Below are 12935 nucleotides of genomic sequence, written 5' to 3'. Positions count from 1 at the left end.
GCTGCAGGCCATTCGGCACCGGGCTCACGCCCTGCCTGGCAAGGGCACGCGCCGCGTCCTGGCCCGCGCGCATGTCCTGGATCGCCTGGCTTGCGCGCCCAAGCATATCGATCGAGCGCTTTGCGGCCTGGCTCGCCGTTGCTGCCTGTTGCGCCGCTCCGCTCGCTGCGCCGCTTCCCGAATTGCCGCCACCGAGCAGGTCAACAGCCCGTGCTGCCGAGCAGGCCATGCTGAGCACGAGTACGCTTGCGCAGAAACGCAGTCCTCCGTTTCTGACAAGCTTGCATGGACGGAGGCGAGGGGCTGGATGGGCCAAGGGCATGGTGCGCTTTCTCAGTCGATGTCCAACAGGTGCCTGGGCATCGAACTTGCGCCCTAAGCACCCTCTGACCCACAAGGACGTTCGGCACCGCCCGGGACCGAAAAAAGAGTTACGCGTTCTCCTGCAGCAGACCGGGCCTACTCTGATCAGCTCAAGAGAACGATGCCTCCGGGGAAGGGGGTGATCCGTGCTCCAAAAGCGCGTTGTGCGAGCGTCAAGATCTCGTCGACGTTGTGAATGCGGAAGCGAGCATTGACGGTTTGGCGCCCAAGCTGCCCATTCATCAGCACGATCCTGCCAGGCCGGTAGCGGTTGATCTCGACGATCACCTCGGCGAGCGGCGTGGAGTGGAACACAAGCAGCCCGTCGCGCCATGCCATCACCATGCGAGGGTCGATCGCTGCAGCCCGACCAAGCCCGCGCTCGCCATAGGTGACCTGCTGGCCGGGGCTCAGCGTCAGCTGATTGGCACCGTACTGCAGATCCACGCCGCCCTCGATGCAAGTGATACAGGCCGTGCGCCCATCGAAGCGGACGTTGAAGCTCGCGCCTTGGGCGCTGATGCGACCCTCTCCGGCAATGACAATGAGCGGCCTTTCCAGTTTGTGTCCCGTTGTGATGGCGGCCTCGCCGCTGACCAGCTCGATGCGATCGTGATTCCCGGCCGGCGCCTGCAGGGAAACGCTGGTCTGCGTGTTGAGCTGCATCAAGGAGCCGTCGCCGAGGATGATGCGCTGCTGTTCGCCTTTGGCGGTGCGGTAGTCGGCAGCGAGCTCGGACAGCGACGGCCAGATGTCCGCCGGCGGACGAACGACCAGATAGGCCGCCGTGGCCGCTACCGCGCCTCCCAGGACGGCACGGCGGGTTAGAGTTCGGGCACTACCCGACCTACGCCGAGGAGTGGGGCGCGCTGCTTCGCGTTCGAGAACGCTGCGACCTGCGGGGCCGAGCCGGTCCCACAGCCTGTTCGCCGCCGCAAAAGCCCTCTCGTGCGCGGGACTGAGATGCCGCCAGCGCTTGACCTCTTCAACGTCGGCGATCGTTGCCTCGCCGGAAACGAGACATCGAAGCCTGGCCAACGCTTCTCGGTTCAGCTCCGTCTCCATGTTCTGATCGTCAGTGTGAGTCATTTGCAGACGCGGCTGTATGACGTGGCATTTTTATCTCGGGCAATGCGATACGCCTCCTGCTCTAGGACGTTTCCGGAGAGCGCGGACCGAAAAGTCTAACCACTTTGCGACCAAGGCGTTGGGCGCAGTGGTCGAGGGCATGCTTCAGTTCCATCTCTACGAGACGCTGCGAGATCCCCAGCTCCGCGGCAATCTGGCGTAGGGTAGTTCCGTCCAGACGTGACGCGAGGAGGATCGCGCGCCGGCGAGGCGTCAGCTCCTGGAGCGCTAGCTCGAGAGCTGCGATCTCCATGCGGCCCTCGGCCTGTGCGGCAGGATCGGACGCCGGATCGGCGACCTCCAGCACTGCTGCGATCTCGGCGGGGCGCGCCAGGCGGCTATCAGCGCGTCTGCGATCGACGGCGATATTGAGAGCCGTCCGCAGAAGATAGCCCGTTGGGCTCTTGATCGATGCGACCTCACCCGTTCGATCGAGACGCAGCCAAGTCTCGTGCAGGGTTTCGCGGGCGAGCTCCTCCGACTCCAACCGGCGTGCCAGATGCCTGCGGAGATCATCGTAGCGATCGACCAGCAGTTGACGCAACGTGGCCCAGGTCGTCTCGGTCATGGTCGAACCGATGCGCGATGATCATCGGCTAGGCAATCGCCTGTCTGGCTCGGAGGAAGCGGCTTGACCAGCATGACTATGGGCTGCGGCATCCCTGACGGCGGCCCGCTGCCAATATGAACGCCGCCGAGCACTGCAGCGATCGCGCCGTCGCGATCTGCGCTGCCGCTCGTGCTCAACAACTCTGGCTGCAGAACCTCTCCCTCCATACCGATGCGGAATCTCACGGCGAGGCGGTAGCTCCCCGGCATAGTCACGGCACGACGGCAGAAGGCCTGCTCGATGCGCCGCTGGATGAGAGCCAGATACGAAGGATGACTGACCAGCCCCTCGCCTCCCGGACCCACTGGCGCAGCGGGCACGACGGAAAAGGCGTTCGTCGCATAGAGTGCGGTTAGGTCGGTGCCCTCCAGCAAGACGCGCAGCGCAACATCCGCCGCGAGATGGCCAGCAACGGCCGTGGACCGGCGCCCGGAGGCCAAGTCGCTGTCATAGAACACCTCCAACCCCGTCGCCGCGACGTAGTCCTCAAGGGCCTGCGCGAGGGGCTGGCTTGGAATGTCGAAGGAAATCGTGCGCGTGCTCGGTTGATATGCGAACGGACTGCCCGTTGCCAAGTGGAGCGCTGCGACGCACGTCACGCAAGCGAGCATACGGCGGCACAACCAAGCACCCAGGGCTTGCGCGAACACCTGCCCTTATCCCCAAAACTGTCACGAAACCCCAGGCAAGGCTAAGTGGCGTGTGTAACAGGCACATGTCAACGCGGGCGGAATACGTACGTGGCGGCCATGTCGCACCGCCCCGGGGGGTGGCGTACCTCGCCCAGAGGGAGGCGGCCGGTTGGCCACTCAATAGGCTACGGCCGGGCCGTTGGCGTGCCGGTCCGTCGCAAGGGAAATAATGCCTGAGGGGTCGGTGCGGCATCCCGTCAGCGAGCCAACTTTCGTTTGCGGTCACCGACCGCTTCCATCGCCGCCTGCTTCGATTCCTACTTCGACAGCGCTGCGGCGCGGCACGCACCAGGCGTATGATCCCAAGCGGAGACTCAGCATGAACGACCACTTCTGGCCGTCGCTCTATCCGGGCATCATTGTGGGAGCGCTCGTGGGGCTCTCGCGTGGCGGAGTGATCGCAACGCTGGCGGGCGCCGCCGGTGGCACCACCGGGGCAGCCATCATGTACTTCGTCACGGCGCGGCCGGGCCTCGACGACGGCATTATTTCGCTTGCCGCGCTCATCGCCGGCGCCACCGCGGGCGCTTTCCTGTGCGAGTTTTGCTCATCCCGGCTCGCAGCGAACCTGCGACGGGGACAAGTAGCGGCTCTGCCAAGGAGCCTGCCCACGCTGGTGGGCGATCTCGGCACCACGGGCCGTTCCCGGACCTCGCTTCGTCGCGCCGGGAAACACCGGTCCCCATATTCTGCGGAAATGACAGTCGTCCGCGACGTCCTTGCGCTCGCGAGGAACGGTCGCTGCGGCCACGCGTTTTGACGCCCAGGGGACAGTGAAATCTGCAGAGGACAAAGGCCATGGATGCAAGCGCACATATCCGGGAGCGGATGGAAGTCGTCGGCTCGGACGGCAAGCACGTCGGCACCGTTGATCACATGGAGGGCCAGCGCGTGAAGCTCACCAAGTCGGACCCGGCCGCCGGCGGCAAGCATCACTATCTCGGCCTCGAGCAGGTCGACCATGTCGAGCAGGACAAGGTCTGCCTCAACATCCCGGGCGACCAAGCCATGCAGGTCTGGCAGACGTAACGCGCATTCGAGCCCGGGCGGCAACACCGCCCGGGCTTATCATGGCCCGTTGTTGAGTTTTGCGGGGCCGCTCACCCAGCGATTTCCCCGAAGGAAGAAACGCCACGGCTTCTCCGCATTGCGGGTGATGCCGATGCGCACCGACCGGCCGATCTTGGGCGTGCCGCAGCCGTCATCCGCCAGCCACAGCGCATCCCCCGCGGCATACGGCGCTCCATCGAGACTGAGATCGATGTCGAAGGCTTGAGCGAGACAGCCCGGTCCCTTCGTCAGGCGGTAGACGTCGTCGATCCCGCGCCGCCGGCGCATGACGTCGATGCCGCTCAGCGGCTCGACCGCACGGATCAGAACGCCGGCGCCGTTGCCTTCCGCCTCGCTCGAGATGTTGAGCATCATGCTGATGCCGTAAGCGCGATAGACGTAGACGTGGCCGTGCGCCAGGAACAGCGAGGCGTTGCGCGCCGTGCGGCCGCTCCGGGCGTGGCACGCCTCGTCTCCCGGGGGATAGGCTTCGGTCTCGACGATGCGACCGGTAAGGCGCCCGTCGACGCCGTCGCGCACGAGCACTTTGCCGATCAGGAACTTCGCCAGCGCGACCGTCCCCGGCGGCAGGTCTGCGGTGCCCAGCGCATGCACCTGGCGCTGCGGCACGGCGTCGAAAGCGGGGATGCGCTTCGCCATTCCTACAACAGCTCCACCATCTGGCAGCGCACTATGAGCTCCTCCTGGCGGAACTTCGCCGTCAACTCGTTCTTGAGCGCAGCCCACCATTCGCGATCGAAGCTACGCGCCATCACCTCCATCACCGCGATGTCCTCCCTCTGCGTTGCGCCACCCCCGTGCCAGCGCCCCTCGGCGGGTGCGCGCAGGAAACTCGTCACCCCGCCGAATTTGTCGGTGAGGTGCTGGGCGAGGTCGTCGTAGTACTCGGCGGGAAACGCCTCGCCGTCCGCGTCGCGCAGCGGCAGCAGGATCTCGATCAGGTGCATGGGCCGCAATCCCAAGGTTAGCGCCGGCTCAATGCATCTTGGCATGGAACCGCGCCCGCGGCGCGGCGTTCGCGGGAAACCCCAGAGTTATTGACGAGAGAGTAGGCGCTAACGGGGCTCCCTCGCCGGCCCCTTTAATTGCTCGAAGGTGCACTGACGCGGCGCTTTGTCGGGGCGCCAGCGGACGAGCTTGGTGCCGTGGCGGAAGCGGCCGCCGGTGACGTGGTCGTAGCGCACCTCGACGACGAGCTTCGGCTTCAGCGGCTCCCACTCTCCGGTGCGCTCCGTCGACCAGCGGCTAGGCCCGCCCGGCGCGTCGCCGGTAAAACCAGGTGGCCAGATCAACTTCTCCAGCTTCTTGGTCAGCGCCGCCTTCTCCGCCGCCGGGATGGCCGAGGTGAAGCCGACGTGGTGCAGCAGGCCTTGCTTGTCGTAGAGCCCGAGCAGCAGCGAGCCGACCAGCTTGCTATTGCTCTCGTAGCGGAAGCCGCCAACGACACAGTCGGCCGTGCGCAGCCGCTTCACCTTCAGCATGGCGCGCTCGCCCGCCTCATAGGCGAGGTCGAGCCGCTTGGCGATGACGCCGTCCGTCTGCACTTGCGCGCCCTTGAGCCAGCGATCCGCCTTCTTCACGTCGCGGGTGAAGGGTGTCGGAGCGAAGTAGTCGCCTTCGCCGGTGCGTTCGAATACGGTTTCGAGGGCCTCGCGTCGTCGCTCGAACGGGGCGGCGAGCAATGACTTCCCACGTGCATCGAGCAGGCAGTCGAACGCGACGAACGTTGCCGGCTGCTCGGCGCTGAGCTTGGCGACGCGGGAAGCGGCCGGATGCAGCCGCATCTGCAGCGCTTCGAAGCTGAAGCTGCCGTCGACCGCGATGAGCAGCTCCCCGTCGAGTACGAGCTTTTTCATCGGCAGCGCCGCGATCGTGCGGACGGCATCGGGAAAGAAGCGGTTGAGCGATTTGCCCGACTTGGCCTTCAGCTCGACCTCGCCGCCGTCGCGAAATACGAGGCAACGGAACCCGTCCCACTTCGGCTCGTACTGCCAGCCGGGCTCGCGCGGCAGCACCTCGACGAGGCGTGCTTCCATCGGCTCTAGATCTGTCGGGACGGCAAGGCGCACTTGGCAACCCTCACGCCGCGCGCAGACGCACGAGGCGCTCGATCGCCTTGTGCAGTGGCCGCTGGCTGTCGCAGTAGTCCTCCCACGCCTTGCTCTTGGCGATGAGCTTGGCCGCGGTGCGGATATTGAAGCGCGCCGGATCGAGGCCCGCGCGCACCTGGCTCCAGGTCAGCGGCATCGAGACCGGCGCCCCGGGACGCGCGCGCGGCGACAGTGGCGCTACCGCCGTGGAGAAACGGTCGTTGCGCAGGTAGTCGAGGAAGATGCGGCCGGTGCGCAGCTTCTTGGTCATCTTGATCAGGTAGCGCTCGGGGCTGTCCTCGGCCATCTGCGCGCACACCGTCTGCGCGAAGGTCTTTGCCTCGTCCCATCCGAGCTTGCTCGCCTTGCCGACCTTCAGCGGCGTGACGACGTGCAGTCCCTTCCCGCCGGTCGTTTTGCAGAAGGCGACGAGATCCAGCGCTTCGAGCCGCTCGCGCATCTCTTTCGCCGCCTCGATCACCGTATCGAATTCGACATCCGGCGCCGGATCGAGATCGAACACAAGGCGCCCGGGAATGTCGGGATTGAACGGCGCGCAGTTCCACGGGTGGTATTCGACGGCCGCGACCTGCGCCATGGCAATCAGGCCGTCGGCGCGGTCGATCTCGATATAGGGCTCGCGGTCGCCCTCCACCGTGACGAGGTCGATGGTGTCGGACATGCCGCGCATGGCGTGGCGCTGGAAGAACGTCTCCCCCTCGATACCATCCGGCGCGCGGATTACCGAGCACGGGCGGCCCTCGATGTGGCCGAGCATCCAGTCGCTCACCTCTTCCAGGTAACGCGCCAGATCCATCTTGGTGACGGGCGGCTCGCCGGCGTGCGCCGGCCACAGCGCCTTGTCCGGCTTGGAGATGGTGATCCCCAGCACGCTGTCGGGGCCGCTCTCCTTGGCAGCTTTCGCTTTGGGTGCCTTGCGGGCCGGCTTCTTGCGCGGCGCGCGACGCTTGGCAGCCGGGGGTGGAGCTGAGGGCTCGCCCTTCTTGCGCGAGTTCCACACGGCGTCCGGCTTGAATGCGTGCTTGCCACCCAGCATGAACGGAACGGGCGCCTTGCCCTTGCCTTCGGCGATTTGCTTCATCGTGCGGCCGGAGGCCACCGACTTGTCCTTGCGCAGCGCCGCCTCGCCGTCGCTGTTGGACCATTGGTCCTTGTGCTTGATGAGCAGCCAGTTGTTGCGCTTGCCGCCGTCGCGGTCGTGCTTCATGCGCACCAGCACCCAGCTGCCCTGCAGCTTGCCGCCGGCGAGCACGAACTTCAGCTCGCCCTTCTTCAGGGCCTCGTCGACGTTCTCGTTGCCCTCGGGCAGCCAATAGCCGCGGTCCCACAACATCACCGTGCCGCCGCCGTACTCACCCTTGGGAATGGTGCCCTCGAAGTCGCCGTAGTCGAGCGGGTGGTCCTCCACCTCGACCGCCAGGCGCTTGTCTTTCGGATTGAGCGACGGGCCGCGCGTCACCGCCCACGACTTAAAGACGCCATCGTGCTCGAGGCGCAGGTCGTAGTGCAGGCGCGTCGCGTCGTGCTTCTGGATGACGAAACGCGGATATTCGGCCGCGCGGACCTTGGCGTCGCCGCTCGGTTCCTGCGTCTTCTCGAAGTCGCGCTTCGACCGGTATTTGGCGAGCTTGCCTGCCATGGGGACCAGCGTCACTCTTGCTCCCTTAACAACAAGCTCACTGCCCCGGGTTGCATCGGCGCCGTGCGGGAGACGCCGCGCCACGCCTTTAACCAGGCGGAAGCTTGGTGAGACCTTCCTCGATCTTGCGCCGGATATCGCCGTCGGCGTCGCCATGCGGGTCGTCCGTTGGCGCCGGGCCGACCTGCTCCTTCTTCTTTTCCTTGCGGCGCTCCGGATTGAACCCGCCAACCTCGGTATTTTCATCGAAGTCGATTGTCTTATCGGGCATCGGTTCCTCCTTTTGTTTCAGGCAGAACGGCAACTGATCGTTGTGCGTTCCGCGCCGTCGCGGCTGCGGATAAGCAGCTTTGCCGCGTTTGTGAACAAAACGAGAATCAGCTTCAGTGCCCCCATGGCCCTCGCCCAGCTCGAAAAGCCCAGCCATCTCGACAAGCTGAACCCGCAGCAGCGGCGCGCGGTCGAGCATGGCGTCGGCGCGCGCGCGACCGCGCCCGCGGGGCCGCTGCTGATCATCGCCGGAGCCGGCTCCGGCAAGACCAACACGCTGGCACATCGCGTCGCCCATCTGATCCTCAACGGTGCCGACCCGCGCCGCATCCTGCTGATGACGTTTTCCCGCCGCGCCTCCGTCGAGATGTCGCGCCGCGTCGAGCGGATCGCCCGCACCGTGCTGGGCGGCAACGGCGCCAGCATCGACGCGCTCGCCTGGGCCGGGACGTTCCACGGCATCGGCGCCCGCTTGCTGCGCGAATACTGCGAGCAGATCGGGCTCGATCCCGCTTTCACCATCCACGACCGCGAGGACTCCGCCGACCTGATGAACCTGGAGCGGCACGCACTCGGCTTCTCCAAAACCGAGACGCGCTTCCCGACCAAAGGCACGTGCCTTGCCATCTACTCGCGCTGCGTCAACGCCGAGCAACCGCTCGACGACGTGCTCAACTCTTCCTTCCGGTGGTGCGCTGCCTGGGCGAAGGAGCTGAAGGAGCTGTTCGCCGGTTACGTCGAGGCGAAGCAGCGCCAGAACGTCCTCGATTACGACGACCTACTGCTCTACTGGGCGCAGATGATGGGGGATCCAGCGCTCGCCGCCGACGTCGGCGGCCGCTTCGATCACGTCCTCGTCGACGAGTACCAGGACACCAACCGGCTGCAGTCCTCCGTGCTGCTCGCCTTGAAGCGCGACGGGCGCGGGCTCACCGTCGTCGGCGACGACGCGCAATCGATTTATTCCTTCCGCGCCGCCACGGTGCGCAACATCCTCGACTTCCCCAAGCACTTCGACCCGCCGGCCGAGGTCGTCACGCTCGACCGCAACTACCGCTCGACGCAGCCGATCCTCGCCGCCGCCAACGGCGTCATCGATCTCGCCGCCGAGCGCTTCACCAAGAACCTGTGGTCCGACCGCGAGGCTGCCGAGCGCCCCCGCCTCGTCGGCGTGCGCGATGAGGCCGACCAGGCGCGCTACATCGTCGAGCGCGTCTTGGAGAACCGCGAGGCCGGCGCGCTCCTGAAGCATCAGGCGGTTTTATTCCGCGCCTCGCATCACTCCGGCCCGCTCGAGGTCGAGCTCGCCCAGCGCAACATTCCGTTCGTGAAGTTCGGCGGCCTCAAGTTCCTCGACGCTGCGCACGTCAAGGATCTGCTGGCGCTTCTGCGCTTCGCCGAGAACCCGCGCGACCGCGTCGCCGGCTTTCGTTTGCTGCAGCTTCTGCCTGGCGTCGGACCGACGACGGCGCAGCGCGTGCTCGATCGTATGCACGCCTCCACGCATCCCGTATCGACGCTGGAGGAAGTGCCGACGCCGGCGCGGGTCGTCAATGCCGAATGGAGCGACTTCGTCTCGACCGTCGTCGCCCTGCATGCGGGCGGCGCCGGCTGGCCCGCCGAGATCGCCCAGGCGCGCGCCTGGTACGATCCGCACTTGGAACGCCTGCACGAGGATGCTTCGCCGCGCCGCGCCGATCTCTTGCAGCTCGAGCAGATCGCTGCGGGCTATCCATCCCGCCAGCGCTTCCTCACCGAGCTGACGCTCGACCCGCCCGATGCGACCAGCGACGAGGCCGGTCCACCGCTGCAGGACGAGGACTACCTTATCCTGTCGACCATCCATTCCGCCAAGGGACAGGAGTGGAAATCGATTTTTGTGTTGAACGTCGTCGACGGCTGCATTCCCTCCGACCTCGGCACCGGCACGACCGCCGAGATCGAGGAGGAGCGGCGCCTGCTCTACGTTGCCATGACCCGCGCCAAGGACGACCTTCATCTCATGGTGCCGCAGCGTTTCTTCACGCACGGCCAGGCGGTCAACGGCGACCGGCACGTCTATGCCGCGCGCACGCGCTTCATCCCCAATGCGCTCCTGAAGCTGTTCGAGGCGACGACCTGGCCGATGGCCTCAGCCGAGGATCGGGCGCGGAGCGCGGCGCAGGGTGTGCGCATCAACGTCGGCGCCCGGATGCGCGAGATGTGGCGTTAGCCGGCCTCTGCGGCTAAGAATGCGCCCATGAGCATCACCATCTACCACAATCCGAAGTGCGGAACCTCGCGCAACACGCTGGAGATGATCCGGGCGAGCGGTGTCGAGCCGAAGATCATCGAGTACATCAAGACGCCGCCGAGCCGTGACGAGCTGCTCGGCCTGATGAAGGCGATGGGCTTCTCGTCGCCGAGGCAGCTGATGCGCCGCAAGGAGCCGATCTACACCGAGCTCGGCTTGGACGATCAGGTGTGGAGCGACGATCAGCTCCTCGACGCCATACTCGACCAGCCGAAGTTGATCGAGCGGCCGATCGTCATCACCCCGCTCGGGACACGCATCTGCCGGCCGTCCGAAACCGTGCTCGAGATTCTCGAGACGCCACCCGCCGACGCGTTCACGAAAGAGGACGGCGAGGTCGTCCCACCCCGCCGCCGCTGATCCGCTCAGCTGAAGCCCCAGCCGGTCACATCCAGAACCTGCCCTGTCACACCGATAGATTCGGGCGAGGCGAGGAACACGACGACGTCGGCGATCTCGTCACGTTTCGCCCACTTCGAGGTGTCCTTCGGCTTCATCATCGCGACGTTCGAGGCCGTGTCGACGAGGCCGGGGCCGATCGCGTTCACGCGAATCTGCGCGTCCTTGCCTTCCAGGGCGAAGGTGCGGGTAAGGGCGACGACGCCGGCCTTCGCCACGTTGTAGGGGAGCATGTTCGCTTGCGCGTGTCCCGCGCGCGCGAAGTTGATGATAGAGCCGCCGCCGGTCTTCGCCATGTGCGGGAAGACCTCGCGCGTGACGAGGAAGGCGCTCAAAACGTTGTTGTTTACCTCCCGCGTCCATTCATCGACGCAGACCTCGGCCGACGGCTTGTAGACGGTCAGGCCGCCCGCCAGATTGACGACGATGTCGATGCGGCCGAAGGCGGAGGCCGTCTCGCTGACGAGGCGCTTCACGTCGGCCTCGTCGGTCAGCGAAGCGACCACGGGAATGACGTTTGCCCCCTCGGCCTTCAATTCGGCGGCGCGGGCGACCACGTCGTCCTTGGTGCGGGCGCAGACGGCGAGCGAGGCGCCTTCCGCCGCGAGTGCCTTGGCGACCGCTTGGCCGACCTGGCCGTCGTGGCTGACGCCGGTGACGATGGCGACCTTGCCTGCGAGTTTGCCGGCCATTTCACTCTCCTCTTGGCTGCAGAGATTGGTGGGGCCAGTCCTATACATTATGTGAGGGTGCAGGTCACCGCGGGCAAGGAGCGATACATGAGCTGGACACCCACCAACGATCCGCTGACCGGTGAGGCGCACGCCTGCGACGGCATCGAGCAGGTGATCGTCCCGCGCGCCCGCGACCTGGGCGGCTTTTCCGTGCGCCGCGCGCTTCCCGCCGCCGGGCGGCAGATGGTCGGGCCGTTTATTTTCTTCGACCAGATGGGGCCGGCCGAATTTCTCGTCGGCACCGGGATCGACGTGCGGCCGCACCCGCACATCGGGCTTGCTACCGTCACCTACCTGTTCGACGGCGAGATCATGCACCGCGACAGCCTCGGCACGGCGATGGCCATCAAGCCGGGCGAGTTGAATCTCATGTCGGCCGGCAACGGGATCGTTCACTCCGAACGCACCGCCCCGCAAGAGCGCGCCAAGGGTCCGCGGCTCTACGGCATCCAGGCGTGGGCCGCGTTGCCTAAGTCGCACGAGGAGGCGGCGCCGCAGTTTGCCCACTATGACGCGGCGCAACTGCCGCGCATCTCGGGCGACGGCAAGACCGTGCGCGTCGTCATGGGGTCGATGTTCGGGCAGAGCTCCCCCGCCGAATTCCCGCATCCGAGTTTCTACGCGGAGGCGGTGCTGGCCCCTGGCGCCGTGCTGCCGCTCGACGCCGACTACGACGAACGCGCGATCTTTATTGTCTCGGGCGAAATAGACATCGCTGGTGACAGTTTCGCGGCGGGGCGGCTCTTGGTCTTCAAGCCGGGCGACCGCATCTCGGTGCTCGCCACCGCACAGTCGCGGCTCATCCTGCTCGGGGGCGAGCCGATGGATGGCCCGCGTCACATCTGGTGGAATTTCGTCTCATCGTCGAAGGATCGTATTGGCGCCGCCAAGGCCGACTGGAAGGCGAAGCGCTTCGCCAGCGTGCCGGGCGACAGCGACGAGTTCATCCCGCTGCCCGACGATCGCCCTTAAACAAAAAAAGCGCTCCGGGGGTGCCGGAGCGCAGTCGATGCTTTGCGTGGAGGGAAGCTTAGCGGGGTACTCAACTCATCTTCTGCTTGGCCTTGTCCTGGGCCTTCTGGAACCAGGAGCCGGCCCGATCGAGGATCGAATTGAATGTCGATGTGTCGGCGCGGCTCAGCGCGTCGACCATGCGCTCGAACGCCGGCGTGACTGGCGCCGCAACCGAATGTGCCGCGCGCGAGACCGAGCGCTGAATGTTGTCGGCCAAGTCGTAGAGGTCGGCGCGGGTCACGTTCGGCGCGTAGCGATCCCAGCGCGACACCGGTGCCGCCGCACGGCCGAACCGTGGGACGACAAGCAGCGCTAGAACCGCGCCGGCCGCTGCCGCGACGGCCATAGACACCGCCGGCTGCCGCCGGATCGTGCGGCGCAACTCTGCCGCGCCGGCTTCCGCCGATTCGACCGCGGTTTCGCGCGCGGCGCGCGTTCGCCGCTCGGCAATCGTCGCAACTTCCTTGGCGAGGGCGGAGACGCTGTCGCGCAGCTCCGCGATCGTCGTCTCAGCGGTGTCCTGAACGGACCGTGCCGCCGAACTTACTTCCTTCATTGGGCTGACCATCTCCCTCGCCTCCTATGGGTACTGCGACTTGCCGGGGCCTCGT

At 66.2% G+C, this 12935-nt stretch carries 16 protein-coding genes; 5 read left to right on the top strand and 11 right to left on the bottom strand.

The window, feature by feature from the left end:
• From GIW81_RS18920 to GIW81_RS18320, 4 genes are all read right to left on the bottom strand, one after another.
• Positions 1-238 (bottom strand): hypothetical protein (locus GIW81_RS18920; RefSeq protein WP_210251960.1); only part of this gene is annotated, 238 nt, incomplete at its 3' end.
• Between the two features lie 230 nt (positions 239-468).
• Positions 469-1428 (bottom strand): FecR family protein, encoded by a 960-nt coding sequence (locus GIW81_RS18330; RefSeq protein WP_229309398.1) that lies wholly within the window; start codon positions 1426-1428, stop codon positions 469-471.
• Positions 1429-1513: 85 nt separating this feature from the next.
• Positions 1514-2059 carry an RNA polymerase sigma factor gene (locus tag GIW81_RS18325; protein ID WP_154740736.1) on the bottom strand — a complete coding sequence of 182 codons (546 nt, stop codon included), beginning with the start codon at positions 2057-2059 and terminating at the stop codon, positions 1514-1516.
• On the bottom strand, positions 2056-2751 hold the full coding sequence (locus GIW81_RS18320; protein WP_154740735.1) for an STN domain-containing protein: 696 nt from the start codon (positions 2749-2751) through the stop codon (positions 2056-2058). The genes GIW81_RS18325 and GIW81_RS18320 overlap by 4 nt, the downstream gene beginning before the upstream one ends.
• Positions 2752-3112: 361 nt before the next feature.
• Between GIW81_RS18320 and GIW81_RS18880 the strand changes: the two genes are divergently transcribed.
• Together GIW81_RS18880 and GIW81_RS18310 are read left to right on the top strand one after the other, a co-directional pair.
• Complete coding sequence (locus tag GIW81_RS18880; RefSeq protein WP_195930672.1) at positions 3113-3553, top strand: hypothetical protein; 441 nt, start codon at positions 3113-3115, stop codon at positions 3551-3553.
• A gap of 38 nt (positions 3554-3591) precedes the next feature.
• Positions 3592-3822 (top strand): DUF2171 domain-containing protein, encoded by a 231-nt coding sequence (locus tag GIW81_RS18310; protein WP_154740734.1) that lies wholly within the window; start codon positions 3592-3594, stop codon positions 3820-3822.
• Positions 3823-3861: 39 nt separating this feature from the next.
• Here the strand turns inward: GIW81_RS18310 and GIW81_RS18305 are convergent, their stop codons facing one another.
• The 5 genes from GIW81_RS18305 to GIW81_RS18285 all read right to left on the bottom strand — a co-directional run bounded on the left by GIW81_RS18305 (position 3862) and on the right by GIW81_RS18285 (position 7885).
• A complete protein-coding gene (locus GIW81_RS18305) occupies positions 3862-4503 on the bottom strand; it encodes a DNA-3-methyladenine glycosylase (RefSeq protein WP_154740733.1) in 642 nt (213 codons plus the stop codon).
• A 2-nt stretch (positions 4504-4505) separates the two neighbouring features.
• Complete coding sequence (locus tag GIW81_RS18300; protein WP_154740732.1) at positions 4506-4811, bottom strand: hypothetical protein; 306 nt, start codon at positions 4809-4811, stop codon at positions 4506-4508.
• Between the two features lie 108 nt (positions 4812-4919).
• Positions 4920-5933 (bottom strand): ATP-dependent DNA ligase, encoded by a 1014-nt coding sequence (locus GIW81_RS18295; protein WP_324615103.1) that lies wholly within the window; start codon positions 5931-5933, stop codon positions 4920-4922.
• 10 nt (positions 5934-5943) lie between these two features.
• Positions 5944-7614: a non-homologous end-joining DNA ligase gene (ligD, locus tag GIW81_RS18290; protein WP_154740865.1), complete on the bottom strand. Its 1671-nt coding sequence runs from the start codon at positions 7612-7614 to the stop codon at positions 5944-5946.
• A gap of 88 nt (positions 7615-7702) precedes the next feature.
• Positions 7703-7885 (bottom strand): hypothetical protein, encoded by a 183-nt coding sequence (locus tag GIW81_RS18285; protein ID WP_154740730.1) that lies wholly within the window; start codon positions 7883-7885, stop codon positions 7703-7705.
• A gap of 123 nt (positions 7886-8008) precedes the next feature.
• Between GIW81_RS18285 and GIW81_RS18280 the strand changes: the two genes are divergently transcribed.
• Both GIW81_RS18280 and arsC read left to right on the top strand, forming a co-directional pair.
• Complete coding sequence (locus GIW81_RS18280) at positions 8009-10096, top strand: ATP-dependent helicase (RefSeq protein ID WP_154740864.1); 2088 nt, start codon at positions 8009-8011, stop codon at positions 10094-10096.
• Positions 10097-10123: 27 nt separating this feature from the next.
• Positions 10124-10537, top strand: a complete 414-nt coding sequence (arsC, locus tag GIW81_RS18275; protein WP_154740729.1) for an arsenate reductase (glutaredoxin) — start codon at positions 10124-10126, stop codon at positions 10535-10537.
• Positions 10538-10542: 5 nt separating this feature from the next.
• On the opposite strand, the gene GIW81_RS18270 is transcribed toward arsC, so the two are convergent.
• The gene (locus GIW81_RS18270) at positions 10543-11268 is read right to left on the bottom strand and encodes an SDR family NAD(P)-dependent oxidoreductase (RefSeq protein ID WP_195930670.1); all 726 of its coding nucleotides are present in this window, start codon (positions 11266-11268) and stop codon (positions 10543-10545) included.
• A gap of 87 nt (positions 11269-11355) precedes the next feature.
• On the opposite strand from GIW81_RS18270, the gene GIW81_RS18265 reads away from it, so the two are divergent.
• Positions 11356-12282 (top strand): pirin family protein, encoded by a 927-nt coding sequence (locus tag GIW81_RS18265; RefSeq protein ID WP_154740727.1) that lies wholly within the window; start codon positions 11356-11358, stop codon positions 12280-12282.
• A 70-nt stretch (positions 12283-12352) separates the two neighbouring features.
• Here the strand turns inward: GIW81_RS18265 and GIW81_RS18260 are convergent, their stop codons facing one another.
• Positions 12353-12880: a hypothetical protein gene (locus GIW81_RS18260; protein ID WP_154740726.1), complete on the bottom strand. Its 528-nt coding sequence runs from the start codon at positions 12878-12880 to the stop codon at positions 12353-12355.
• Positions 12881-12935: the final 55 nt, after the last annotated feature.

It is taken from the genome of Hyphomicrobium album (genome assembly GCF_009708035.1).
Classification (GTDB): Bacteria; Pseudomonadota; Alphaproteobacteria; order Rhizobiales; family Hyphomicrobiaceae; genus Hyphomicrobium_A; species Hyphomicrobium_A album.
This window is presented reverse-complemented; position numbering and strand designations above follow the sequence as displayed.